20 protein-coding genes are annotated in these 25791 nt (G+C 48.9%); 9 read left to right on the top strand and 11 right to left on the bottom strand.

Features of this window, described 5'->3' with window-relative positions; genetic code table 11:
* Window positions 1–21 precede the first annotated feature (21 nt).
* Together JXQ28_02380 and JXQ28_02375 are read left to right on the top strand one after the other, a co-directional pair.
* Complete coding sequence (locus tag JXQ28_02380) at window positions 22–1239, top strand: FIST C-terminal domain-containing protein (protein ID MBN2276571.1); 1218 nt, start codon at window positions 22–24, stop codon at window positions 1237–1239.
* Window positions 1240–1248: 9 nt separating this feature from the next.
* A complete protein-coding gene (locus tag JXQ28_02375; protein MBN2276570.1) occupies window positions 1249–3861 on the top strand; it encodes a PAS domain S-box protein in 2613 nt (870 codons plus the stop codon).
* On the opposite strand, the gene JXQ28_02370 is transcribed toward JXQ28_02375, so the two are convergent.
* From JXQ28_02370 to JXQ28_02350, 5 genes are all read right to left on the bottom strand, one after another.
* Window positions 3862–4290 carry a macro domain-containing protein gene (locus JXQ28_02370; GenBank protein ID MBN2276569.1) on the bottom strand — a complete coding sequence of 143 codons (429 nt, stop codon included), beginning with the start codon at window positions 4288–4290 and terminating at the stop codon, window positions 3862–3864.
* A 70-nt stretch (window positions 4291–4360) separates the two neighbouring features.
* Entirely contained in the window at window positions 4361–4957 is a 597-nt protein-coding gene (locus JXQ28_02365; GenBank protein ID MBN2276568.1) for a phosphatase PAP2 family protein, read from the bottom strand.
* On the bottom strand, window positions 4950–5864 hold the full coding sequence (locus JXQ28_02360) for a hypothetical protein (GenBank protein ID MBN2276567.1): 915 nt from the start codon (window positions 5862–5864) through the stop codon (window positions 4950–4952). The genes JXQ28_02365 and JXQ28_02360 overlap by 8 nt, the downstream gene beginning before the upstream one ends.
* Window positions 5857–6465 carry a YigZ family protein gene (locus tag JXQ28_02355; protein ID MBN2276566.1) on the bottom strand — a complete coding sequence of 203 codons (609 nt, stop codon included), beginning with the start codon at window positions 6463–6465 and terminating at the stop codon, window positions 5857–5859. The genes JXQ28_02360 and JXQ28_02355 overlap by 8 nt, the downstream gene beginning before the upstream one ends.
* 8 nt (window positions 6466–6473) lie before the next feature.
* Window positions 6474–7379, bottom strand: a complete 906-nt coding sequence (locus JXQ28_02350) for a DNA-protecting protein DprA (GenBank protein MBN2276565.1) — start codon at window positions 7377–7379, stop codon at window positions 6474–6476.
* A gap of 146 nt (window positions 7380–7525) precedes the next feature.
* On the opposite strand from JXQ28_02350, the gene JXQ28_02345 reads away from it, so the two are divergent.
* The 3 genes from JXQ28_02345 to JXQ28_02335 all read left to right on the top strand — a co-directional run bounded on the left by JXQ28_02345 (window position 7526) and on the right by JXQ28_02335 (window position 10745).
* On the top strand, window positions 7526–8173 hold the full coding sequence (locus JXQ28_02345) for a CDGSH iron-sulfur domain-containing protein (GenBank protein ID MBN2276564.1): 648 nt from the start codon (window positions 7526–7528) through the stop codon (window positions 8171–8173).
* Window positions 8174–8222: 49 nt separating this feature from the next.
* Window positions 8223–9329: a protein DA1 gene (locus JXQ28_02340; protein MBN2276563.1), complete on the top strand. Its 1107-nt coding sequence runs from the start codon at window positions 8223–8225 to the stop codon at window positions 9327–9329.
* Between the two features lie 129 nt (window positions 9330–9458).
* Window positions 9459–10745 (top strand): mechanosensitive ion channel, encoded by a 1287-nt coding sequence (locus JXQ28_02335; GenBank protein ID MBN2276562.1) that lies wholly within the window; start codon window positions 9459–9461, stop codon window positions 10743–10745.
* Between the two features lie 403 nt (window positions 10746–11148).
* Here JXQ28_02335 and JXQ28_02330 read toward each other — a convergent pair whose 3' ends face one another.
* Together JXQ28_02330 and JXQ28_02325 are read right to left on the bottom strand one after the other, a co-directional pair.
* Window positions 11149–11541, bottom strand: coding sequence for a hypothetical protein (locus JXQ28_02330; protein ID MBN2276561.1), 393 nt, complete (start codon window positions 11539–11541; stop codon window positions 11149–11151).
* Between the two features lie 193 nt (window positions 11542–11734).
* Entirely contained in the window at window positions 11735–12331 is a 597-nt protein-coding gene (locus JXQ28_02325) for a carboxymuconolactone decarboxylase family protein (protein ID MBN2276560.1), read from the bottom strand.
* A gap of 375 nt (window positions 12332–12706) precedes the next feature.
* Between JXQ28_02325 and JXQ28_02320 the strand changes: the two genes are divergently transcribed.
* Window positions 12707–14923: a sigma 54-interacting transcriptional regulator gene (locus JXQ28_02320; protein ID MBN2276559.1), complete on the top strand. Its 2217-nt coding sequence runs from the start codon at window positions 12707–12709 to the stop codon at window positions 14921–14923.
* 7 nt (window positions 14924–14930) lie between these two features.
* Here the strand turns inward: JXQ28_02320 and lepA are convergent, their stop codons facing one another.
* Window positions 14931–16745, bottom strand: coding sequence for an elongation factor 4 (lepA, locus tag JXQ28_02315; GenBank protein MBN2276558.1), 1815 nt, complete (start codon window positions 16743–16745; stop codon window positions 14931–14933).
* Between the two features lie 226 nt (window positions 16746–16971).
* Between lepA and JXQ28_02310 the strand changes: the two genes are divergently transcribed.
* Together JXQ28_02310 and JXQ28_02305 are read left to right on the top strand one after the other, a co-directional pair.
* Entirely contained in the window at window positions 16972–17487 is a 516-nt protein-coding gene (locus tag JXQ28_02310) for a CDP-alcohol phosphatidyltransferase family protein (GenBank protein ID MBN2276557.1), read from the top strand.
* An 8-nt stretch (window positions 17488–17495) separates the two neighbouring features.
* Entirely contained in the window at window positions 17496–18422 is a 927-nt protein-coding gene (locus JXQ28_02305) for a ribokinase (protein ID MBN2276556.1), read from the top strand.
* 71 nt (window positions 18423–18493) lie between these two features.
* Here the strand turns inward: JXQ28_02305 and JXQ28_02300 are convergent, their stop codons facing one another.
* From JXQ28_02300 to JXQ28_02290, 3 genes are all read right to left on the bottom strand, one after another.
* Window positions 18494–22483, bottom strand: a complete 3990-nt coding sequence (locus tag JXQ28_02300) for a T9SS type A sorting domain-containing protein (GenBank protein ID MBN2276555.1) — start codon at window positions 22481–22483, stop codon at window positions 18494–18496.
* A gap of 173 nt (window positions 22484–22656) precedes the next feature.
* Window positions 22657–23643, bottom strand: a complete 987-nt coding sequence (locus JXQ28_02295; GenBank protein MBN2276554.1) for a radical SAM protein — start codon at window positions 23641–23643, stop codon at window positions 22657–22659.
* Between the two features lie 116 nt (window positions 23644–23759).
* Complete coding sequence (locus JXQ28_02290; protein MBN2276553.1) at window positions 23760–24419, bottom strand: TetR/AcrR family transcriptional regulator; 660 nt, start codon at window positions 24417–24419, stop codon at window positions 23760–23762.
* Window positions 24420–24568: 149 nt separating this feature from the next.
* Here JXQ28_02290 and JXQ28_02285 point away from each other — a divergent pair, with 149 nt between their 5' ends.
* Window positions 24569–25774: an inositol-3-phosphate synthase gene (locus JXQ28_02285; GenBank protein MBN2276552.1), complete on the top strand. Its 1206-nt coding sequence runs from the start codon at window positions 24569–24571 to the stop codon at window positions 25772–25774.
* The last annotated feature ends 17 nt before the right edge of the window (window positions 25775–25791 follow it).

The following is a 25791-nucleotide window of genomic DNA, read 5'->3' as shown; positions in this document are numbered from 1 at the left end:
TTAGACCGGTTAAATTCTGGTATGGTACCGTCCGGGGTTATTACCGATTCCATGGTCAACTATAATGACGACAGGATTATAATGATCACTCATGCACCAACGGAAAAGATCAAAGACAAAGTAGCCATCCAACGGGGATATACGAACGAACCTGACGAAGAACAGGCCGTGCTCGAGATGAGTCGTCATTTGAATCGTCCCGAGGTGGCGGTGGTTTTTCTTTTCTGCTCATCGAAATATAATCTGGACAGACTGGGTCGGGCAATTAAGAATGCTTTTGAAGTTCCCGTCATCGGCTGTACCACCGCCGGAGAAATTTCACCGGAAGGATATAAAGAAGGCTCTCTGACCGGTTTCAGTATTGTCGGTGACAGCATAAAAGTATCCTCGTTCTTTATCCGGCCGCTGGAGCGCAATTCCCGGCAGATTTTGGAACTGACCGTCCGGGCCAACGACCACCTGGCCGGGGCCCGCAAAACCGATCCCGAGGCGAAGGCTTTCGGATTTCTGATGATCGATGGAATGTCGGTCAAGGAGGAGCATATTGTCGCCGGTATCTATTCCGGGTTGCCGGATATCCCGCTTATCGGCGGGTCGGCCGGCGACGATCTGACCTTTGAAAAGACTTTTATTTATCATGACGGGGCTTTTGTTTCCGATGCCGCCGTATTCAATCTGTTTATTACATCCCTGCCCTTCCATACCTTCAATATGCATCATTTTGTTCCGACCGAACAAAAACTGGTCATCACCGCGGCCGATCCGAGGCAGCGGATTATAAGGGAAATCGATGGTTTCCCGGCCGCCGAGCGTTATGCCGAATTGATCGGGCACCGGGTCGAAGACCTCAGCCCGGTGATATTTTCCAAATATCCGATCATGCTGAAAATCGGCGGGAAATATTATGTCCGCTCGATTCAAAAAGCCAATACCGATGGCGGCCTGACCATGTACTGCGCCATCGAAGAAGGATTGGTTTTGACCCTGGGGCTGGCCGGTGACCTGATGGCCAATCTCGAGGAAAACCTGAAAAAACACAGCGGAAAAGTAAACGATTTGCAGATTATTATCGGTTGCGAGTGCATCCTGCGGCGACTGGAAGTTCTCGAGAAAAATCTTGTCGAGTCGGTCGACTACCTGATGCGGAAGTACAAAGTGATCGGCTTTCATTCCTATGGAGAACAGGTCAATTCGATTCATGTCAACCAGACCTTTACCGGGGTGGCCATTGGGGGTTGAATAATAAAAATGCCGGAAAGAGAAAGACCTCAGGATAAAATCCCCGAACTACTGGAACAACTCGTCCGGATGGAAAAAATAAACCGGGTTCTCATGAATCGGGTCGAGAAGTGTATCGACAGCTCCGACAGCGCTTTTGCCATTTTTGGAACCAATGTCCTGCTCAACGAAACCATTAAGCAGCGGACCCGTGAACTGGCCGGGATCAACGAACGGCTTCTCCGGGAAGTGCAAGAACGCCGCCAGGCCGAAAAAACCCTGGGTGACTCCCAGAAACGGCTATCGGGAATAATCAATTTTCTACCTGACCCGACGTTTATCGTCGATCTGGATGGGATCGTCATTACCTGGAATCGCGCCATGACGGAGATGACCGGGGTGAAAGCCGAGGATATAATCGGACGGGGCAATTATGAATATGCTATCCCGTTTTACGGGCAAAGACGACCGATATTGATCGATATGATAACCTATCCTCAGGAAAAAATCCTTGAAATATACCCGGAACTGGAAAAAGAAAATGAGACTCTGATTATCACCACTTATATTTCTTCTCTTAAAAACGGTTGTTATATCTGGGCCAAGGCCCGGCCGCTTTATGATTCCGATGGGAATATTACCGGGGCGATCGAAACCATCCGCGATATCACGGTTTCCAAAAAAAATGAACAGGCCCTCAAAGATGGCGAGGAACTGCTCAAGGCCATCATTGAATCGACCGAGGATGGCATTATTGTCACCGATGAAAACGATAAGATAACCTATTATAATGACCGCTTTGCCAGGATGTGGGGATATTCAAGAGAATTCCTGGAAAATGCCGATAAAAAGACTCTGATAAAGCATGCCGTCGGGAAATTGATTAATTCCGAGGAGGTTGCGGATAAGAACTATAACCTTCATGGCAAAAATGATTCCAATGCCAGGATAATTCACTTCAAAGACAGCCTCGTTTATGTGCAATATATTTGTCCCTTGATCCGTGATAATAAAATATGCGGACGGGTCTGGAATTTCCGGGATATAACTGATTCCCAGAAGGCCGAACAGGATTTAAGAGACAGCGAAGCACGGTATCGGACTTTGTTTGATTCGGCCGGGGATGCCATCTTCATCATGAAGGATGATCTTTTTATCGACTGCAACTCCAAAACGCTTGAGGTCTTCGGTTGTACCCGGAATCAAATTATCGGTCAACCGCCTTACAGGTTTTCGCCGGAATTCCAGCCCGATGGACGCGATTCGAAAATTAAAGCACTGGAAAAGATCAATGCGGCTCTGAACGGTCAACCTCAATTTTTCGAATGGACCCATATCAAATATGATAATACACCATTCAATGCCGAAGTCAGCCTGAACCGGATGAATATTGGTCATAAAGTTTTTATTATGGCTATTGTCCGCGATGTGACCGAGCGAAAACAGGCCCAGGAGCAAAAACTGAAACTCCAGGAAGAACTCCAAAGGGCCCGCAGGATGGAATCGCTCGGGGTTCTGGCCGGAGGTGTGGCCCATGACCTGAATAATATGCTGGGTCCCATGGTCGGATACCCGGAACTGCTGTTGATGAAGCTTCCCGAAGATAGTCCTCTACGGAAACAGGTTAAACGAATAGGAAACGCCGCCCGTGATGCGGCCGATGTGATCCAGGATTTACTGACTCTGGCTCGCCGCGGACGATATGAAATGGAACCGGTCAGTATCAACACCATTATCGAAACCTATCTTGACTCCCCGGGGTACCTGGAATTATCCTCGGCTCGTCATGATATCGATGTGGCCGTAAAACTGGATAAAACTCCGCCCAATATTCATGGTTCCACTCCCCATCTGGCCAAGGTTATCATGAATCTGATCGTCAATGCTTTTGATGCCATGCCCGATGGCGGCCATCTTGAAATCGAAACATCGCACCGGCGGCTTGCCCGGCTGATCGGAGGCTATAAAAATATGGTCGACGGCGACTATGTTGTACTCAAAGTGAAGGATACCGGCGTCGGTATCGCCCGCGAAGATATGGAAAAAATATTCGAACCGTACTACTCCAAGAAAAAGATGGGAACCAGCGGTAGCGGTCTTGGATTGTCCGTTGTCTACGGAATCGTAAAGGATCATAAAGGCTATTATGATATTATCTCCGAACCGCAGAAAGGCACCGAATTCATTCTCTATTTCCCCGTCACCAATAAACAGGTTAAAACCGGATGCGATGATGTGGTTTGTTCGGAAAACCACGAAACCGTCCTGGTGGTCGATGATGAGGAACTCCAGCGCCAGATTGCCGAGGATATTCTGGCCAGTTTGAATTATCGGGTGACGACCGTTAAAAACGGTCATGAAGCCGTTGAATATTTGAAAAACAATTCGGTTGATCTGGTGGTTATGGATATGATTATGGAGAACGGTTTCGACGGGCTGGATGCGTATCGCGAGATAATCAAAATCAAACCCGGACAAAAAGCGGTTATTGTCAGCGGTTTTTCGGCCACCGAGCGGGTCAATGAGATGCAGAGTCTCGGGGCCGGCCCCTATGTCCGCAAACCATACACCCGCCGGGATATCGCCCGCGCCATCCGCGAGACTCTTCATGGTACACCGGTTCCCTCCGCCGCGGAATCATAATCACTCGGATAACGTCCGATCTCGCTCCTTTTTAAAGGCTGCGTAAGAATCCCGGTCATACAATACGAAAATTATTTTCTCAAGCGACTGCCGTTGTCCCGATAACTCGCGGGCACAATCGATCATTATCCGGGCGCACCGCTCCACCGAAAAACCGCCGACTCCGGTTCCGATGGCCGGAAAAGCCAGCGATTTCAGCCCCAGACGATCCGCCAGCAATAAGCAGTTACGGGTAACCTCGGCAATAATCCTTTCATCGGTGCGAAGATTCTGACCCATTCCGGCCGCATGAATAACGTACTTATGGGGCAGTCGCCCCGCGGTTGTCTCCACCGCCTGACCGACCGTAATCGGACCTTTGGCCATCGCCTCCTTTTCGATCATATCGCCGCCCTTGCGCTTGATGGCTCCGGTCACCCCGGAACCCATCCAGAGATGATTATTGGCGGCGTTGACAATGGCCTCGGTTTCCGCCTCGGTTATATCACCATGTTTGACTTCAATTTTGGGAGTCAACCTTGTCACCTCCGTTTAAAACCGGAATCCCTTTCCTGCGATCGAAAATTGCGATAAACAGCCATCCTGTCCCGAAACCGGCCAGCGTTCCCAGAGCCGCCCCGACTAGAAGATCACCCGGGTAATGCACCCCGACAAAAACCCGCGACAGCGCCACTAAAATGGCCAGGGGAATGAGTAATTTTGATGACTCGGGAGTTATCGCCCGGAATAAATAAGCCTGCCCGAACAAGTTGGCGGCATGCGACGACGGCATCGAAAAACCGGAACCGCATCCGACCAGCAGATGCACTTCCATCGTATGACAGGGACGAACGCGTTCCAAAAGTGGTTTTAGCACGGCGCTTGATAGCTGATCGGATATGGCCAACACGATCAGCGAAAATATCACCGCCAGCCGAAGACGTTTATCGCCTTTCCAGAGAATAACCGCCAGGCAAAAGGCATAGAATATTTTCAGATGCAGATCAAGCGTGACAAAGGGCATGATAATATCGGTCACCGGATTGGACAGGGTGGTATTGATAAAATGAAACAGGGCTGTATCCATCTGCCCCAGCCAGGCGATAAAATCAAGCATATCGACCACCGCTCCTGTTTAAGAATGAGATCACCTGACGATAATTCGGAATCCCGGTTCTTGCTCCCGGCCGGGTACACTTTATGGCCGCCGCCGCCGAGGCGAATCTTAACCTCTTTTTCAAATCCCAACCCTTTAAAAGTCCGAACAGGTAACCGCCGTGAAAGGTATCACCGGCCCCGGTGGTATCGATGCTCTTAACCTTGAAAGCCCTCTGCCGAACATAGCCCGATATTTTATCATAGCCGATCGAACCATTGGTCCCCGATGTTACGACAATGGTTCCGGGACAGATTCCCTTTAGTTTTTCAATAGCCGTCCGCGGTTCGGATGAACCGGTATAGGGAAGGGCGAAAGCGTCGGCGCAGACCAGATGATCGGTCAGCGGCAGTATCGCCGATATATCGTTGCGTATCGAACCGATATCGAAACTCACTGTTATTTTTTCCCGCCCGGCCCAGTTCGCCAGCTTCAGACAGGCCGCTATATCCCGCCCATCCAGATGAACCATCCGGGTTGCAGGAAGATCTCTTAATTTTATATCACCCGGAGTCAGGTTTATCTGACGGTTTAATACAATCGTGCGACTGCCGCTACCCCGCTCGATCCATCCGGTTGCCAGCGCCGTCGGCTGTTTCTTCCTGACGACGTAAGAAACGCTAATCCCTTCGCGTTTCAACTCCTCGACCAGTAATTGCCCGAATAGATCATCACCGACCGGAATGATAACTGCCGTCTTCATTCCCAGCCGCGACAGTGCCACCATGGCATTAGGAACCGGTCCGCCTCCCTGGATAGTCAACCCGGTCCCGTCGATCTTGGAACCGACCGGCGGATAATTGCCGATACCCACCAGGATATCCAGCGGCGATATACCCAGACCGAGGCAATCCAGATGCTTACTCAATACGAATCCTCCCCGAAGTCAGGTCAATTAATCTTTCCCGAATTTGTTCGACAAGTGATCTGCGAATCTCGACCGTCAATCGAACGATATCGGAAAAATCGGATTCGAGAATCCCGGCGCCTGCCTGATGCAAGGCTCGCTCCACGATATTGTAATCCGGGAAGGGAATCATCATGGTTAATTGCCCGGTAATATATTTCTCAATCACTCCGGCCTTTTCAATAGTAGCCGCGGCGGCCTCGGAATAGGCATGGGTCAGACCGCCGGTCCCGAGTTTGGTGCCGCCGAAATATCGGGTGACGATTACCATTGTGTTGGTCAAACCATTGCCCTCGATCCGGTCATATATCGGCCGCCCGGCCGTGCCCGATGGTTCTCCATCATCCGAGTATTTAAACTTCGTGTCATGACCGAAACCGACCCGCCAGGCGAAGCAGTTATGCGTCGCATCGAAATACTTCTTTTTAATCCGACCCAGTATATCCGCCGCCTCGAATTCGTCCCGGCAGGGATAAGCCTGTCCGATAAATCTTGAGCCTTTGATTTTATTTTCTATTTCCGAAACGGTTTTGATGGTATAGAAACTGTCGGTGGTATCCATAATGCTTTTTAAACCATGGACTTGACTATCAAATCCACCCCGCTGTCGAGATGGAATGGAATCGCGCCAAGGGCGATTATTTTTTTCACACTGGAATTGTCGCGCTCCGGCCGTTCGCATCCATCAAGCATAATAAACATCAGTTTACCGAGTTCATGACAGAAGGTGGCGGTGTCCAGTGTCCCGTTCGAATCGGCCATCACCTCCCCGATCACTACCGATTGCGATAGCCCGGCCACCAGCCGATTACGGGCCTTCAACCGGCCCGGGATGATCTTGCTTTCGGGCGAATATTCCGAGATGACACTGCCGTGTTTGATTATTTCCTCGGCCAGGGCTTTGTTCTCAACCGGGTATATCTCCTCCAGCCCCGATCCGATTACCGCATGGGTTCGGCCCCCGGCTTTCAAAGCCCCAATATGTGCCGAGGCGTCGATCCCTTCGGCCAGACCGGATATTATTGAGATCTTTTTTTCGGCCAGTCGTGAGGCCAGATCTAATGCGTACCCGATTCCCGCCCCGGTGGCCTTATGTGATCCGACAATGGCCACGGTCGGTTCATCGCGGCGAGGTAATTTGCCCATATGAAAAATAATCGGCGGAGGATCATTGAGTTCCTCCAATAGAGCCGGATAGAAATCATCGAACATCGAACAATGAGCCATTTTTCTCGCCTCGAGGGACCGGATAAAATCCTCGGATTCATCAAGATGCTCCGCCGCCTCGGTAATCTTGCCGGACTTTTTATCCCCCAGACCCTCAATCGCCAGCAACTGCTCTTTTTCGGCCATTAGAATTTCGGCCGGGCAGCCGAATCGGGCCAGTAATACCCGAAAAGCCCGGGGGCCCACCTCGCCATAATGACGCAATGCCCAAATCTGGGCCGATAGTGAATATTCGTCGATATTTTTCATTGGATAAAGTTATGTTAATCCCCCCTTGATGTCAACGACTTAAGAATTTGACTCATTTTCCGCTTTTATCCGGCGGGATTTTTCGATATTTTGTATAATTGAACGTATCTGAATGAGAAACATGATTAATCGGGATGGCTCCAATCATGAGCGATGAAAAATCATCCGAAAAACCCGTTATCGAGGCGGTGAAAAACGCATCATTTAAGGTCAGCCGCTTGCAAAACCTGTACAACTCGCGCGGAGAGAAGATCCCGACCAAAGAAACTTTCTGGCTGTGCCGTTGCGGTCATTCCGAGAATAAACCTTTTTGCGACGGGCGCCATAAACAGGTCGGATTCTCCGATGAGAAATCCGATGACCGGGTGGCATATCATTGGAAGGATTATACCGGTAAAGAAATTACAGTGCATGATAATCGCGGACTCTGTTCCCATTCGGCGGAGTGTCTTAAAAATCTCCCGGCTGTTTTCGATAACCAGCGCAAACCCTGGGTTCTTCCCGATGCCGCGACCGTTGAAAAGGTGATTGAGACAATCAAAAAATGTCCGTCTGGGGCCTTGGGCTATTCTGTCACGGGTGAAAAATATGTCGCCTTTGGCGGCGAACCGGCTGTCCATATCGCCCGAAATGGACCCCTTAATGTCACTGGCGGGATAGAATATAAAGATGGTGATAACAATCTTCCCGATACCACAGACCATTATTCCCTCTGTCGTTGCGGGAAATCCAAAAATAAGCCGTTTTGCGATGGAACACATAGGATAATACATTTCCGGGATGACAAAAATTAGTCTTTCGAATTTTCTTGATTCGCATGAATAGAAACCGATAATGAGAAGTATGAAGACAATTAGAAAAAGCCGCCTGACAATAATATTACTTTTGGTCATGGTTCTTCTTGCGGCCGCCATTATCTCCACCGTTTCAGGCAAAAACCAGATAATCTGCGATTACTGCAAACAGCAGATAAACGGGCCCTATATCGAGGCCGGCGGTAAATATTTTCACCCGATTCATTTCCTATGCGAAAACTGTAAAAAGCCGATTGATCCGGCCAAATATTACCAGAAAGACGGTAAATTCTACTGCCCGGATTGTTATACCAAGCTGTTTGCTCCGCGATGCGCTTACTGCGGGGGTATTCTCGGAGAAGGATACATTCTCGCCGATGGCAAAACCTATCACAAGGACTGCTATTACAATAACGTTGCTATCAGGTGTTCCGTCTGCGGGGAATTGATTACCGGCAATTATATAACCGATTTCTGGGGGAATATCTATCACCCTGATCATCAGAATGAGTATCCCAAATGCGATTATTGCGGCCGCCTGATTGCCGCTAACCTGACCGGCGAGGGACAGGTTTATCCCGATGGTCGGCATATCTGCGGGATCTGCCTGAAAACAGCCGTCAATGATATCGGGCGAGCCACGGCCATTTTCAGTAAAGTCAAACTCCACCTTGCCAGTGTCGGTATCTGGGTCGAAGATAGTGATGTCAGCCTGCATCTGGTCGACCGTCATGAAATGGCGGATATTTCCAAAATCGACCATGAGGGCAACCAGGCATTTATTAAATATTATGAAGTCACCGACGAAAACGGCCATAAATTACGTACATATGATATCTATATTCTCGAAGGGATTCCGGAAATAAGTTTTATTGCGGCGGCGGCCCATGAGTTGATGCATGTCTGGCAATACATAAACGCCCCGGCCGATAACGATCCCGCCCTGTGCGAAGGCAGCTGTAATTACGCTTCCTACCTTGTCCTGGAACATTATCCAGACAAAATGGCTGAATACCAGAAGGAAACCATCAGGCAGGACCAGGATAAAATCTATGGTGATGGTTTTCGGCGAGTCAGCCGATTAGTCGAAGACCATGGCGCGGCCTTCTGGCTCAGACACCTGAAGAACCACAAAGAATTTCCGGCAGGCTACTAAAAGCATTCCTCGCTTTTTTCTCCGAATTTATCTCTAATTCAAAATTTCTTGATTGCCTTTGCCCGCTCGGTTTTATATCTATGAATAATATCAACTTAAATACCGGGGAAACCGACTATTGTGCCCGATATGATAAAAGACAGTACCACCGTTAATGTCGCCATTAGCCGGAATGGCGCCGATCTGGCCGATAAATTCCGAGACTGGCTGATAAGTATCGGCGTTTCGACGCATCTGGCCGATTATCTCGGATGGATCGGAATGGCCCTCGCCGTTTTAATTCTGGCCCTGATAGCCAATTATATCGCCAAACGTATTCTGGTGGCGGGGGTGGGTTATTTTGTCCAGAAGACCAAAACGCGCTGGGATGACGCCCTCGTCGAAAATAAAGTCTTTACCCGCCTGTCCCATTTTGCTCCGGCTCTGATTATTTATTTTACGGCTTTTTTATTTCCTTCGATCCAGGATACCATCCAGCGTTTTTCGATAGTCTATATGGTTCTGGCGGGAGTCCTGGTCATTAATTCCTTCCTGAATGCGGTTGTTGATATTTACCAGAGTTTCGATATCTCCAGGCAACGGCCGATCAAAGGCTATATTCAGATCGTTAAAATCATTGTCTTTATTTTCGTCGGAATAATTGTCATTTCAACCCTGATGAATCGCTCGCCGCTGATCCTGTTGAGCGGCTTCGGAGCCATGACCGCCATCATTATCTTGGTATTCAAGGATTCCATCCTCGGTTTCGTGGCCAGCATTCAACTGGCCGGCAATGACATGGTCCGGATCGGCGACTGGATCGAAATGCCCAAATACGGCGCTGATGGCGATGTGATCGATATCACCCTGCATACTGTCAAAGTCCGAAACTGGGACAAAACCATTTCCACCATCCCGGCCTATTCGCTTATTTCCGAGTCATTTAAAAACTGGCGAGGGATGCAGGAATCCGGGGGGCGGCGCATTAAACGAGCCGTTCATATTGATCTCAGCAGTATTAAATTCTGCACCCCGGAAATGCTTGACCGGTTCGAGAAATTCCAGTTGATATCCGACTATGTAAAAAATAAACGCCGTGAAATTACTGAATACAATAAAACTAATAATTTCGACACCTCGGAACTGATTAACGGCCGAAACCTGACCAATATTGGTACCTTCCGGGCCTATGTCGCGGCCTATCTTCGCCAGCATCCTAAGATTCATCAGGATATGACATTTCTCATCAGACACCTGACTCCCGGTCCGAATGGCCTGCCGGTGGAAATCTATGTCTTCAGCAATGATCAGGTCTGGGCCAATTACGAGGCTATTCAGGCCGATATTTTCGATCATATACTGGCTATAGTGCCCCTGTTTGAATTAAGGATGTTCCAGAACCCCACCGGTTTCGATTTCCGATCCATTGTCAATTAATCTCTACCAATATCCTTTGGCATTGGATATATGTGATTGTGATTCCATAACTTATAATGGATAATATTAGCCCTGCTTTGCCTTACTCCTCGTTGTTCCATTATCTAAATGGTTGCCAGTGCAATATCGTGGTAGCCCTTGGACTGACTCGGATTCGCGGCAAACTTGTGGAAGAAACGCCTACTAAACGACTCGTGGCGAGTCATCCAGGCAGTGTTATCAAGAGAATAAGTAGAAAATGACGAAATATTGTGGATAACCTGTTAGTAAGTTGTCACTTTTATTTGAATAACTGTGAATATGTCTATTCCAAGTCTTTAAACGAATGTCCCGGATAACTAATAACCTGCCCTATGGTCGAATAAGAATCCCCCGGAATGGGGGGCAGGTATCCGATATAAAACTATGCCGTTATGGTATCCGCCTTTTTGTCGCTGGTAACATTCATACGCAACATGGTTTTGATAGTAATCCGATTAAAACCGACAGTCATCAGGCGTCCATATACAACTACGGGTGTTTTCAGATAGCCGTTATCCAGGCTGATCAAATCAATCACTTCCCGGCGGTTATTAATAACGCTGTCCGCCTTTTTTCTGCCGAGACCATTATAATTGGGGTTGAAAAAATGGGCCGGCTTAAAATGCCGCAACAGGCCCTCAATTTGATTTCGACCGAGCGGCGATTTTTTCAAATCATGAACCTTTAAAATCACTTCGAGTTCTTCCAAAAAACCTTTCGCTTCCTCCCCGACCGAATCGTTCGGATGCACATACAAATCCACCTGTCTGATCATTTTTTTTATCCTTGATTAATTTTTTCCTGAGTCTCGGTGATTCGGATGGTTACTCATCCGAACCACCAAGCCTTCTTACCCCTTTTAATCACCAAACCTGATAAGAATTCCGGCCACCTGATGCTCCCGGGAATCGCCCCCATCGATTCCCTCCCCGATGACTAACGGCGGCGGCCGGTTTTCTTATTCCCCCTCACTCTGCTGTCCCGAGCTTCCTGTAATGTACATCCGGATTTTTCTTTTCCTGATCTATGGTCAGTGGTTTTACTTTGGGAAATCCAACCGGCGTCTGGGCCACCTCGGCAAACAAATTGGTCAGGATATTAAGCGAGATATGGGCGATTATTTCGACTATCTCGGAATCGGAATAACCGATGGTCTTCATTTCCTGAATATCACTGTCCTGGATACGTCCGCGGGTTATTAGGACGGCCCGTGCAAATTTAAGTGCCCGATCAACTCGTCTATCTGCCGCCGAAGCCCGCCGGGCCATTAGCATTTCTTCCTCATTTATCCCGGCCATGCGAGACAGGGCGCTGTTGGCCGCCAGACAATAACTACTTCCATTAAGCTCCGCAATCATCAGGGAAATCAATAATTGCAGTTTATCATTGAGTTGTCCATGCGACAGGGCTTCGTTGAAAAGGTAATACCCTTTTAAAACTGCCGGTGAGCAGGCCAACCCCTTGATCAAGTTGGGAGTCATACCGTGCCCGTTTTTATAGTCGTTCAGCAGTTCTTTGGTTTCGTTGTCTATCATGTCAATATTAATTGTGTCAAATCTTGACATATTTTATTACCCGTGTAATTATTACCGAGCGCTGTTTTTCTCCTGCCGTTTTGTTATGCAACCCTCATACCAAATTTTATAAAAATCGTATCCTGTTGTGCCGCAATAGATATTGATTTTGGTATTATAGCCGGACACAGCGATTTTTCGTAAAAACCAATTTTTTGTTTTATTTTTATTGGAAATTCGTTATATTGAATACAAGTTAAAAGAGAAAACTGGTCGCTTCTTCAATCATTCGATTTAATATCTTGGCAAATTCTGAAGCGGTTCCAGAAAGCGCATAATCTTTAAATTAATCTTTAATTAATATTATCTGTCGGGTTACAGAATCATTTTGGAAACGATTTTAATCAGGGGTGATACAGCTTTATTATGACTGAAATCCCGGAAAATAACGGCGGCCTTGCACGGTTATCGGAGCTTTTTCTGAAATTCAGTGCGAACGCTATTATCCTTGCCGATCTCTCCGGCAAAATCAAATGGATTAATCAGACTGCCTGTGATTTTCTTGATTATTCGCTTGCCGAAATCGTCGACCGGCAAATTCCCGGCGTCTACGGGCAATGGCCCGAAAATAACTGGGATACCTTCTACCGCAACCTGAGCGAAAAAAAGGAGATATCTTTCAAAACCGAGTACCACTCCAAATCCGGCGCCAAAATTCCGGTGGAAGTCAACGCCAATTACCTGGATCTGGGTTTTGCCCGATTTATCTGCTGTATTATCCGTGATATTTCTGCCATTCAATATCCCGATGAAACCCTGCGGCTGATGTACTATTCGATAGACCGGGCCAGCGATGCGGTGTACTGGTTGAAAGAAGATACCAGCATTGTCTATGTCAATGAAGCCGCCTGCCGGGCTCTCGGCTATACCCGCGATGAATTACTGCATATGTCAATCCTTGATATCGATCCCAATTTCAATATTGATATCTGGCCGGAACATTGGTCCCGAATAAAAGATTATAAATCCAAAATATTCGAGACTCAACATCGGGCCAAATCAGGGGAAATTATCCCGGTGGAAATCTCCGCCAATTTTATAAAGTTCGGCAAAAACGAATATCACTGTTCCTTCGCCCGCAACATCACCCGGCGGAAGAAGTACGAAAGCGAGATACGAAAAGAAAGCTCTTTAAGAAAGGCCATAATCGGCAAGGGGGCGGACGGGATTTGCGTCTGTCATGAGATTCCTGATTATCCTTATGTTAAATTCACTGTCTGGAATGAAAGGATGGTTTCCTTGACCGGTTATACCATGGATGATATTAATAAGCTGGGCTGGTATCAGACCATGTATCCGGATCTGGATTATCAAAAAAAGGCCGTGGAACGGATGGCCCTGATGCGCCAGGGAATCGATATCGAGGGAGAAGAATGGGTCATCAAACGGGCTGATGGTCAGGATCGAACCATTCTTATCTCCACCAGTGTCCTCGAAACCAATGAAAATGATGCTCATGTGATCGCCATGATGCTCGATATCACCGAGCGGAAAAAGGCCGAAGAGGATTTGCGCCGGGCCATGATCGAATTGGAAAATCTGAAAAACCGTCTTCAGGATGAAAATATTTATCTCCGTCAGGAAATTAAGGATGAGTACAATTATGATCAGATAATCGGCCGGTCACAGGCCTTGAATGATATCATGGAAAAAGTGACCCAGGTGGCCAATACCAGTGCCACCGTTCTAATCACCGGTGAAACCGGAACAGGGAAGGAGCTCATTGCCCGTGCCATTCACGAACATTCTCAGAGAGCCGAACAACCCATGATCAAAGTCAATTGCGCCTCCATCCCAAAAGACCTCTTCGAAAGCGAGTTTTTCGGCCATGTCAAAGGTGCCTTTACCGGCGCCCACCAGGACCGGGTCGGGCGTTTTCAACTGGCCGACGGGGGGACGCTGTTTCTTGATGAAGTCGGTGAAATTCCCATCGAGTTACAGGGTAAACTGCTTAGGGTTCTGCAGGAGGGGCAATTCGAAAGGGTCGGAGAGGATATTACCCGCACGGTCGATGTCAGGATTATTGCCTCGACCAACCGCCTTCTGGAGCAGGAGGTGGTCAACAACCATTTCCGCCAGGACCTGTATTTCCGGCTAAGCGTTTTTCCCATCGAAGTGCCCCCATTGCGGGAACGCCTTGATGATATTCCGCTTCTGGCCAAGCATTTCATGCGTCTATCCTGCCGCCGGATTGGTATTCCCGATATCGACATCAGCGAAAATCAAATCAATTTGCTCAAAAGTTACGCCTGGCCGGGGAATATCCGCGAATTACAGAACATTATCGAGAGGGCCGTTATTAAATCCCGCCTGGGCGAGTTTAAAATCGAACTGCCGGCCGAGGCCTTCGGTCCGGACATGGTTCTCAAACCAAAACACGACAGACTGATTCTGAAATCCGCCGGCGTTATCAGTCATTCGGATTTAAGAAAAATAGAAAAGGAAAATATCATGGCGGCTCTTGAAACCAGTCACTGGAAAGTCTATGGAAGCGGTGGAGCCGCGGAGCGCCTGGGGATGAAACCGTCAACCCTGTCCTCGCGGATTAAGGCCCTGGGAATCAAACGTTCCGGCGATGATTAATCTCCAGCTAATCATCATCCACCTGCAGGGCGGCCAGAAAAGCCTCCTGCGGAATTTCAACCGTCCCGATCTGTTTCATCCGCTTCTTGCCCTCTTTCTGCCTTTCGAGCAGTTTTCGTTTACGGGTAATATCGCCGCCGTAACATTTGGCGGTAACATTTTTACGAAGCGGTTTGACCGTGGCCCGGGCCAATATTCTGCCGCCGATAGACGCCTGGATAACGACCTCGAACAATTGGCGGGGAATAAGCTTCCGAAGTTTTTCGCACAGGTTGACACCGTACTTATAAGCCTTCTGGCGGTGAATGATAACTGAAAAAGCGTCCACCGGGTCGCCGTTAATCAGAATATCCAGCTTAACCAGATCCGATTCACGGTAAAAGGGAAGACCGTAATCGAGCGAACCATAACCTCGCGAAATAGATTTCAATTTATCATAGAAATCGAATATTATTTCCGACAGGGGCAGTTGATAACTCAACACCGCCCGCAACTGGGTGGGATATTCGGTGTTTTTATAAATACCCCGTCTCTCCGTACAGAGACGCATAATCGGACCCAGCGAATCCGGTAGCGTGATTATCTGGGCCTCGACATAAGGCTCCTCGATATATCCAATCTTGCCGGATTCGGGTATATCCGAGGGAGAGTCGATCACTTTGACCGACCCGTTTTCGAGATAAACATTGTATTCGACATTGGGGACGGTATTTATAATGGTCTGGTTATATTCCCGCTGGAGACGTTCCGTGATGATTTCCATGTGAAGCATCCCGAGGAAACCACACCGGAACCCGAATCCGAGGGCCGTCGATGTCTCCGGTGTAAACGCAAGCGAAGCATCATTTAACCGCAGTTTCTCCAAGGCATCACGCAGTTCAGTGTAATCCTCGGCGATAGCCGGAAACAACCCTGAAAAAACCATCGGTTTTACCTTAACAAATCCCGGTAGCGGCTTATCGGCCCGGCGTCGGGCATGGGTGATGGTGTCACCGATACGGGTATCGGCCACATCCTTGACACTGGCGTACAAATAGCCGACCTCGCCGGTTTCGAGCGCCGCCATGGGAAAATTGGCCAGCCTTCGGCAACCGACCTCATCGACCTCGAACTGCTTTCCATGAGAGAAAAAGGTAATAACATCCCCGGGCGCAATCGAACCATCGACCACCCGAACATACGCCGCCGCTCCCCGGTAGGAATCATAGACCGAATCGAAAACCAGCGCCTTGAGTGGGCGCTCGGCATTACCTTCGGGAGGCGGAATCCGTTGCACTATCGCCTCCAGAAGCCGATCAATTCCCAGTCCGGTTTTGGCCGAACAATGGAGGATTTCATCTTTTTTGCATCCGATCAGATCGACAATCTGGTCGGCCACCTGGTCCGGTTGAGCGGCCGGCAGGTCGATCTTATTAATTACCGGAATAATTTCGAGATTGTTTTCCAGCGCCAGAAAGAGGTTCGAAACCGTTTGAGCCTCCACACCCTGGGCGGCATCGACCACCAGGATAACTCCCTCGCAAGCCGAAAGCGCCCGGCTGACTTCATAAGTAAAATCGACATGACCGGGAGTATCGATCAGATTGAACTGGTATATAAAACCATCGGTGGCTTTGTATGCCAATCGGATGGTGTGAGCCTTGATAGTAATACCGCGCTCCCGCTCCAGGTCCATATCGTCGAGAACCTGGGCCCGCATCTGGCGTTCCGATATAGTCCGGGTCGATTCCAGAAGACGGTCGGCCAGGGTTGATTTCCCGTGATCGATATGCGCAATAATCGAGAAATTGCGAATCAGTTTCTGTTTCGGCGTCATACTCATAAAATGGTGGCTGAAAATACGCTTATTGTAGCCTTTTGTCAATTCGTTCTGCTGGCCCCAATGGCAAATAAATCGTTTATGCTTGACTTTGTGTTCACTTGGACTATATTTTCCATCTGGCTTAAAAGGGCTTATGGCTGAGATAAACAAAATAAAGAGAGCATTTTACGAGAAATCATTCCTTTCTTTCGGGAGGATCTGCCTTAAACTTGGGCTAACCCCCAACATGTTGACCGGTATCTCGCTGATCTGTTCTATCATTTCCGGTGTATACTTCTGGAGAGACCAGATCTGGTGGGGTATCTTCTGGATGATAATGACCTCCTTTACCGATATGCTGGATGGTTCAACCGCCAGGGCCGGCGATATTGGGACTGTTTTCGGGGGAATTTTAGACCATGTTTCCGACCGTTATGGCGAGTTCTTCATCCTGGCCGGCATCACCCTTTCGGGATCAGTTCATCCGGGCTGGGGCCTTTTTGCCCTGTTCGGTATGATTATCGCCAGCTATACCCGTGCCGCGGCCGAGTCCATGGGCAAGATCGAAAATTGCGCCGTCGGCATCATGGGGCGACTGGAAAAATTCCTCGCCATTATCATCGGCGCCATCCTGGAGAACTACTACCCCCAATCTCGCTGGCTCGAGGTGGCCCTTATTATCGTCGGACTGGCCTCGTTTATAACCTCCATCCAGCGTTTGGTCTATACCCACAAAATTCTTAAAGATAAAAAATCGGTGTAATAAAAGTTATGATAACCGCCATTGGTAATCCCGTTTACGATTATATCAAAACGCAAAAAATCGAAACCGAAGGACGCATTCTGTCCGGATGCAGTACCAATGCCGCCCTGACTCTGGCTCGTCTGGGAGAAAGTGTTCGTCTGATCGGTGCTATCGGTGATGATTTCCGCACCGATTTCGAAACCAGACTCAGTGCACTGGGAATCGAGGCAAGAGTAATCCCTTCACCTCAGTCTGGCGGTTTTTCACTGATTTACTATGATAATTTCGGCAACCGCACTCTCGATCTGCTCGGCCGGGCCGATAATATTGGCCCTATTAAACCTGGTATATACTCGGACTCCGAGGCTGTTCTGATTGGCCCAATTCTGGGCGAGGTATCATTTGATAATATCCGAGATATCCGGCGTCATTATGATGGTTACTTGTTTTGTGATCCCCAGGGATTGCTCCGTAATGCCGATGAGAACAATCGCGTTTATCATGAAAAAGTGGACGGAATCGACAATATTCTCGGATTATTCACGGTCGTTAAACCGAATGAACTGGAAGGACGGGTTTTAACCGGGATCGACTGCCGCCGTGATCCCTACCGGGCCGCTGAGATTATCAAAGACTGGGGGCCGGAAATAGTTATCGTCACTCTGGCCGAACTTGGTTCGGTAATTTATGACGGCCGCCGTTTTATCGATATCCCACCGTATCGGATTGATCTGCTTGATTCCACCGGGGCCGGCGATACCTACATGGCCGGATTTACTTTCGAATATCTTAAAACCGGTGACCTGCGTAAAGCCGGGTGTTTCGCTTCCTGTGTTTCCTCGATCATGATCGAACAGGTCGGGCCGGATTTTGTCATGACCGAATCCGAAATCCGGCGGCGCCAGAAAACCCTGCTGGAGATGACTGATTTCAAAGTACCGGTCACCATTTAAAAAAAACGGCGGGCCGATCCCTGTCAGGGAACAGCCCGCCTGATATTAAGCCTGATTTACCGCTTAAATAACTATTTCAACAAAATCATCTTTCTTTTTTCGATATAGTCTCCGGATTTCATGCAATAGAAATACAAACCGCTGGCCACGGGATAACCGGATTGATCACTGCCATTCCATTCCACCGTATATGTTCCCGGCCCTCTGGTTTCATCAACCAGTGTTATCACCTGCCGTCCCAGAAGATCAAAGACCGTGATATTCACCACCGACCGGGTCGGGACCGAGTAACCAATAATGGTAATCGGGTTGAATGGGTTGGGATAATTCTGATTCAAAGCGTACCGTTCGGGAATCAACTCGGCGTTATCGTTCACATCAAGGAACGGTTCAACCGTGACCACGATGGTGTCATGAGCTATGGCGGTATCGGGATCGGTAATAGCGATGTACAAATAGACCTCACCGCTATATCCGGCCGAGGCTGTCAGCGTTAGAAGACCGGTTTCATAACTGAAATCGCGCAGAAGTGAATCATTGCTGGCGCTGAAGGCGTAATAGATCAGGCTGTCATCGCTCTCCGCATCGCTGACGGCCGCGTAGATATCAAGAACCGCCGAGCTGTCCGCCCCAAAAGCGATACTGTCGGGAAGACCGGATATAATCGGCGCATAATTATACCTGATCACGAATTTAACCGTGTCATTGGCGGTCAATCCTCCCGGATCGGTCACCGTCATATACAGGTAGGCGGTGTTGTTATAGCCGATCACGGAAGATACATTGAGAATTCCGTTTGATGTGTCATATGCTGGAATAAGGGAGTCGCTGCTGGTCGTGAAATCATAATCAAGAAGAGAATCATCACTTTCGGTATCGGCCACATAACCCCAGATGTAGAGATTATACGAGGAATCCGCCTTGAAACTGAGACTGTCCGGCAATCCGGTAATAACCGGATCGGTATTGGGCATGGTTGTGACCGTGACAATGGTGGTGTCCGAGGCGCTGTCACCATGCTGGTCAGTGACGGTCATGCCCAGGACCACTTCTCCGATAAAACCTCCCACGGCCGATAGAATCAGGAAACCGGCTTCGTTGAGATCGTACAGCAGGGAATCGTTGCTGACGGTGAATTCATAAACGATATCGGTATCGCTGGTGTAATCATCGGAAACATAATTCCAGATTCCCAGAAGCCCGGTGCTGTCGGTGTCAAAACTGATGCTATCGGGCATACCCGTTATAACCGGAGGATCATTGGTGACTTCCTTGGTGACAATATATAGAGCCGATGATGTGAAATTGGTGTCGAACACGATGCCGAACTGGTTGAGTCCGAGGATTGCCAGGAAATCACCAATCCGCGCGTTGTATGTCATTACCCGGAAACTGTCATTCACGGCCGGGATAAAATCGTAAATCAAATTGATATTGAGAACTCCGCCAAGAACCGCATTCTGAGTGATATTGAGAATGTCATGCTGGGTGATAGGAGTCAGTCCGCCTAGATCGATATCGACCTGACCGTTGACATCGATCGGGAAGTTGTTGGTCTGCATATTAATGATGCCGGCCGAATTACCCGGGCTGACCCGTCCGTCGTTAGTGAAGGTGGTGGCGTAAGTGTTCAGCGAACCATTCCCCTGGATTTTACCGGTGGTACTGTTATTGAAAGTCCCCCCGTCGACCGTCATGGTCATGAGATTGGAGAAATTAAGCGTGCAGGTGTTGTTGAAAGAATTGGCTCCCGTCATATCCACATAAAAATGTCCGCTGTTGACATTGATCGTCCCGTTATTGGTGTGCGATATGGAAGCCTTGTTCATACGCAGAGCGATATTGTTGATATTGATCTCACCCTGATTGGCCAACTGGGCCGCCAGGATTCGTGTTCCGCCGGTCGAACTGCCTCTTCGGGCGACAATCTCACCGAGATTACTGTTGGTCAGTGCCCCCGATGTCACATTCAGGGTTGCCGTTGTGGCCGTATCCTCGATAATACTGGTCAGGTCGATAACGCCGTTATTGGTGAACCCGGAAGCGACAGTCAGCGATGCCGAGCCGTATGAATCACCCTGAACCAGAATAGTGTCGTCGATACCGTTGGTGACCGCTCCGTTGAGGTTGTTCAGGCGTGAAATACTCAGCATACCGCCGTTGTCCAGATCGTTGTTGACGGTGCTATTGTACATGGTCATCAAGCCTTCATTGACGATCGTTCCGGCCCCGTTGACCGTAATAGAATAAAGATCCAGAGTTCCCGTATTGGTAAGGGTACCGGTATTTTCCGCCAGACCGCCGGTGAAATTGACATCGGCATCGACCGTGTTGCTGTTGCTGACATAGATGGTGTCGTCGATCAACGAGAGCGTTCCCTCACCGGTAACTGTCCCGTTATCGAAATAAAACTTGCCGCCGAGCCTGGAGAACATCTTGGAGGCGGCGATATTGATCGTCCCGCTGTTTTTAAAATCATCGTGGCAGGTCAGATTACCACTGGTTACGTTAATTGTGCCGACATTGGTATGCAGGGGATCGGAAGCGCTTATAATCAGACTGCTGGTCGTGGCGACATTGACCGTTCCCTCATTATACAATTTAGCGCTGATATAACGCGGATAGGCCGATCCGGTTCCGATTTCAGCCGTTATAATTCCATCGGAGGCATTGATTAGAGAATCATCCGACCCCAGAATACTGATGTAGGAATAGTTGGTGGCGCTCTGGGTCAGGATAATCTCACCGTGATTGGTAAATGATTCAGCTACCGACAAAATCGTCAGGTTGGTCGTTGTTCCCTCGGATATCATCTTCGAACCGGGTTCCGTAGTCAAAGTGCCATTGATAATCCCGGCGATAGTGGCTTTGATAATCCCGTCGTTGGTCAGATCGACATTGACTGTTCCATTGGTCAACAGCAGCGAATCGCGGTTAATAAGCGGCGGTGTCCCTTCGATAAAAGCGTTACCTATCGATATTGTTCCCTCATTGAACAGAGTGTCGGAAATGGTCAATGATGATGATACTCCGCCCAGAACCAGGCGTCCGGTATTGGTAAATTTGGGAGTAATGGCAACCACCACGCCGTTGAAACTGAGGGTTCCGTTATTGACAATGCTCCCGGACAGATGGTTGAAATAATCGGAATCGAAAGCGAATGAACAGCCGCTGTCGATCTGGATTGTCCCGGTATTATTGAAAGTCGCGCCGGAGGCCAACTGGGTGAATACCAGATTGCCGACCTGGACATGATAAGTTCCGGAATTGGTATGGGTGGCATCGATTTTGGAAATTTTCAGATAGGTGTCGGAATTGATTGTCCCGGCATTGGCCACCTGAGCCTCGAGGGTTCGTTCCGAGGAAGTGGTCAGACTGCTTCCCTGAAGGGCATTGATTGTTCCCGGCGCCTCGTTGACCAGAGATCCATTTGTAACCGTTATTTTGGCGGTTGTGGTTGTCGAAAAATAACTGCTGGTCAGGTTGATGGTCCCCCGATTGGTAAATCCGGTATCAACCGTCAGGTAGCAACTCGCTTCCATATTCCCTTCAACCGTTAATGTCCCGGTGGTATCATTGACGAACCAGGCCGGGAACGAACATGTCCGGGTCAGATTCAATGATCCCTTGTTGATGATCCGATGCTCGATACTGCCGTTGTCCAGATCGACCTGGCCGTCGATATTCATGTAAAAATCGCCGGTGGTATGCACATGCGAACTGTTAATATCAAGATAACCGTTCTCGTATACATTGCATGTTCCCGTAACAGTGATTTCCCAGCTGTTACAGCGCAGGGTTTGGGTTCCGCTGTATCCTCCCAGATAGAGGGTATGCACTGTGGCGTTCATATCCAGGTTGACGATATAGTTACCGTCCATGGTGATATAAACAATATCCCCGGAGGTCGGGACTGTTCCGGTACTCCAGTTGGAAGCATTGTTCCAGTTGCCGCCGGACAGGTTGTTCCAGACAACCGTGGCCGCCTGACCCGGAATAGCTGCCATAATAATGAGAACCGTTACAATTAAGGGGAAAACGATTCCTTTACCGTGGTTCATAGCTTATCCCTTCTAAAAAGTTAAGATCTTTGAATTCAAATTCTTATTTTATGATTATCGGCTGATTAGGTGGATAATTGAAGGGGCCGAAATGGTTTTAAGACGCCCTTCCATTTAAAGTAAGCGACTGAGAGTCTTGCAATTGCGGACGAAAATTCGCCGGGCGTCCCCGTTTATCTACCGGTTTTTGCCGCCCGAATGGCATCGACCAGCAACCGATAAGGGGTTTTTTCGGAATTGGCCCTGATAGCCGTATAGCATTTCCCGCAGCTATTCCTAAGAGAAAAGTGCTTTATTAATTCCGGCCTGGAATCGTATTCTTCACGAAACATCCCGCACGGGGTCAGTTTCGCCCAGGGGTTGATAATCAGGAATCTCTGTCCAGCCCGGCAACCGGGCCGACTGCCGTGTCGGAAAAATTCGATCATCTGCCTCAGAGTCCATTCCGAGGTGTGGATCGGGTAACCGTCTTTTTGCATCGCCACCAGCCTGTCAATCACCTGTTCCAGATCCTGCAAATCCTCAGGGCGGTTGACTGAATAATGGCTCTTGCCGGTCCGAAGTTCATTATATGTGCTGAAATTCACCGCCACGCCCCAGTCCCGGGCCAGTTCGGCGATCCGGGGTAAATCGCGAAAATTGCCGCTTTGTACCACGCAGGCCAGGATGATGTCATGATTACCATAACGGGCCAGCCGTGGGGCAAGCTCGGCAATATGTTCAAAATTCCCTTTCAGATGACGAAACTCGTTGTGCCGCTCATCGGGATAATCAAGCGAAAACGAAAACTGGTCGATCCCGGCCTGGCGCAATTTCAGGTATTTCTCCTCATTGAGGAGCTGGACATTGGTGGTGATCACGAATACCGCCGTCGGATCGCGCCGCCGCATTTCCGCAACTATCTCGGCCAGGTCTTTCCTGAGAAGCGGTTCGCCGCCGGATATCTGCGCTACGGCCGGACGAAGAATATCCATCCAGCGGGCGAAATGATCCGGTCCTAGCCGCGGTTCCTTCACGTAATCGCCCAAATCGCAATGCTCGCACCGGGCGTTGCAGTTGTATGTAATTTCGAATGAGACCGTTATCGGCCGCCCCAGAAGGATATTTTTTGCCGCCCGAGCCATAATCCGAAATTTACGCCATTTCGTGAGTCCCTTCACGAATCCATCCTTTTCCGTAAAATGATCTGCAATTCAATATAACGGATATATCCGAATATCACAAGGGATACCGGGACCATCTCTTTTGACCCTTCGATCAGCCGGACTATTTTCACCTAACCCCGAATACCGTCGAACAGAATTTTCTCCAGGATATCCTTAAAATCGGCCGTCTTCTCAAAACGTTTGGTTTTGCCGCGGGCATCATAAAGATATCGGGTGATAGTTTCCATGATGACATTCACGGTGGCCGCAATGATTTCGGGCGGGATATCCTGGCGGATTTCGGCCGTCCGCGCCCCGCGCCGAATTATCGCCGTCAAATGTTCCCTCTCCGTATCACGAATCCTCCGGCGAAAATCGTTGCTTAATTCCCGGCTGTTCTCGAAAAGCATTTTCGCAAGGAAATCTGCCTCCACCGGATGTTCCTCGCGAAATTCAGCCGGTCCTTCCAGAAATCGCCGTAACCTTTCACGGGACCTGATTTCATGGCCCGAACCGGTCCGTTTGCACCAGAAAATACGGTAATTATCAAGGAATATTTCGCCGACAAAACCCAGCAAATTTTCCTTGTATCCGAAATATTGAAACAGCGATCCCTTTGAAATCCCGGCCTTATCGGCGATCATATCAAGCGAAACCCGGTCAAATACATTGCCGCCGAACGTCGCCAGGGCTGTTTCATATAAACGTTCTTTTTTGTCGGGTGAAAGCTTGCGGAAAGTGGCCGAGATAATCCCGGCTTTCTCCAGATCGACAATCAAATTTTCATTCATATAATACCAGTATAATAATAATGACTATTAAGTCATATAATATGCAGTAATACTCTATTTAATGTCAAGTTTTTTCTTGCCTTGCTGGAATTCCCTGGCTATATTGACCCCCGATTGACATAGGGAATTTAAAAAGAAAAGGATATCTTATGCCAAAAGTAAGGGTCGCTATAATCGGTGTCGGCAACTGCGCGTCATCATTCGTCCAGGGTGTGGAGTACTACCGTAAAGCCAAAGATACCGATTTTGTTCCGGGTTTGATGCATGTCAACCTGGGTGGATATCATATCAGCGATATCGAATTCTCGGCCGCCATCGATATCGACAAGAATAAAGTCGGCAAAGACCTGGCCGAGGCCATTTATACCCGGCCTAACAATACTTACAAATTCTGTGATGTGCCCAAGACCGGTATTATCGTTCAGCGCGGGATGACTCATGATGGGCTGGGCAAATACCTCAGCCAGATCATCGAGAAGGCTCCCGGCGACACGGTCAATATCGTTAAACTGCTCAAGGACACCAAAACCGATGTGGTCGTCAGCTATCTCCCGGTCGGTTCGGAAACTGCCACCAAGTGGTATGTCGAGCAGATTCTTGAGGCCGGATGCGGTTTTGTCAACTGTATCCCGGTATTCATCGCCCGCGAAAAATACTGGCAGGGACGTTTCCGGGAAAAAGGTCTGCCGGTGATCGGCGATGATATTAAATCCCAGGTCGGCGCCACCATTACCCATCGTATTCTGACCCGCCTATTCCGCGAACGCGGAGTTCGGCTTGAACGCACCAGCCAGCTCAATGTCGGCGGCAACACCGACTTTCTGAATATGCTCGAACGTGAACGTCTGGAATCCAAGAAAATATCCAAGACCAACGCCGTCACCAGTCAGCTCGATTATGATATGGGACCGGGCAATGTCCATATCGGCCCGTCGGACTATGTCGAATGGCTGGCCGACCGTAAATGGGCCTATATCCGTATGGAAGGCCGGACGTTCGGCGATGTACCGCTGAATATCGAGATGAAAATGGAAGTCTGGGACTCCCCGAATTCCGCCGGAGTGGTTATCGATGCCGTCCGCTGTTGCAAACTGGGACTCGACAACGGTCTCTCCGGAGCACTCGAAGCTCCTTCGGCTTACTTCAAGAAATCTCCTCCGGTACAGTACACCGATGATGAAGCCCGCAGAATGACCGAAGAATTCATCCTCAAATATGGCTGGAAAGGGGAAACCCCTTCCAAACGAAAACTGACCATCAAGGCCAAAGCCTCGCCCCCCCGAACCACGGACCGGACAAAGACCACCATCACCACTCGACGGAAAAGGGTTACCGAAACGGTGGCCAAAAAGTAGTTTGCCGAAGGAATAAA

This window comes from Candidatus Zixiibacteriota bacterium, assembly GCA_016933955.1.
Classification (GTDB): Bacteria; Zixibacteria; MSB-5A5; order GN15; family PGXB01; genus JAFGTT01.
This window is presented reverse-complemented; position numbering and strand designations above follow the sequence as displayed.

Excerpts from the sequence above, each read along its gene's own strand:
- JXQ28_02325 (MBN2276560.1), bottom strand. The coding sequence starts at position 12,331 with ATGTCAAGATTTGACACAATTAATATTGACATGATAGACAACGAAACC.
- JXQ28_02380 (MBN2276571.1), top strand. The coding sequence starts at position 22 with ATGGTACCGTCCGGGGTTATTACCGATTCCATGGTCAACTATAATGAC.
- JXQ28_02330 (MBN2276561.1), bottom strand. The coding sequence starts at position 11,541 with ATGATCAGACAGGTGGATTTGTATGTGCATCCGAACGATTCGGTCGGG.
- JXQ28_02355 (MBN2276566.1), bottom strand. The coding sequence starts at position 6,465 with ATGGATACCACCGACAGTTTCTATACCATCAAAACCGTTTCGGAAATA.
- JXQ28_02300 (MBN2276555.1), bottom strand. The coding sequence starts at position 22,483 with ATGAACCACGGTAAAGGAATCGTTTTCCCCTTAATTGTAACGGTTCTC.
- JXQ28_02370 (MBN2276569.1), bottom strand. The coding sequence starts at position 4,290 with ATGGGTTCCGGGGTGACCGGAGCCATCAAGCGCAAGGGCGGCGATATG.
- JXQ28_02290 (MBN2276553.1), bottom strand. The coding sequence starts at position 24,419 with ATGAATGAAAATTTGATTGTCGATCTGGAGAAAGCCGGGATTATCTCG.
- JXQ28_02310 (MBN2276557.1), top strand. The coding sequence starts at position 16,972 with ATGTTGACCGGTATCTCGCTGATCTGTTCTATCATTTCCGGTGTATAC.
- JXQ28_02320 (MBN2276559.1), top strand. The coding sequence starts at position 12,707 with ATGACTGAAATCCCGGAAAATAACGGCGGCCTTGCACGGTTATCGGAG.
- JXQ28_02345 (MBN2276564.1), top strand. The coding sequence starts at position 7,526 with ATGAGCGATGAAAAATCATCCGAAAAACCCGTTATCGAGGCGGTGAAA.
- JXQ28_02340 (MBN2276563.1), top strand. The coding sequence starts at position 8,223 with ATGAAGACAATTAGAAAAAGCCGCCTGACAATAATATTACTTTTGGTC.
- JXQ28_02365 (MBN2276568.1), bottom strand. The coding sequence starts at position 4,957 with ATGCTTGATTTTATCGCCTGGCTGGGGCAGATGGATACAGCCCTGTTT.
- lepA (MBN2276558.1), bottom strand. The coding sequence starts at position 16,745 with ATGAGTATGACGCCGAAACAGAAACTGATTCGCAATTTCTCGATTATT.
- JXQ28_02350 (MBN2276565.1), bottom strand. The coding sequence starts at position 7,379 with ATGAAAAATATCGACGAATATTCACTATCGGCCCAGATTTGGGCATTG.
- JXQ28_02375 (MBN2276570.1), top strand. The coding sequence starts at position 1,249 with ATGCCGGAAAGAGAAAGACCTCAGGATAAAATCCCCGAACTACTGGAA.
- JXQ28_02335 (MBN2276562.1), top strand. The coding sequence starts at position 9,459 with ATGATAAAAGACAGTACCACCGTTAATGTCGCCATTAGCCGGAATGGC.
- JXQ28_02305 (MBN2276556.1), top strand. The coding sequence starts at position 17,496 with ATGATAACCGCCATTGGTAATCCCGTTTACGATTATATCAAAACGCAA.
- JXQ28_02285 (MBN2276552.1), top strand. The coding sequence starts at position 24,569 with ATGCCAAAAGTAAGGGTCGCTATAATCGGTGTCGGCAACTGCGCGTCA.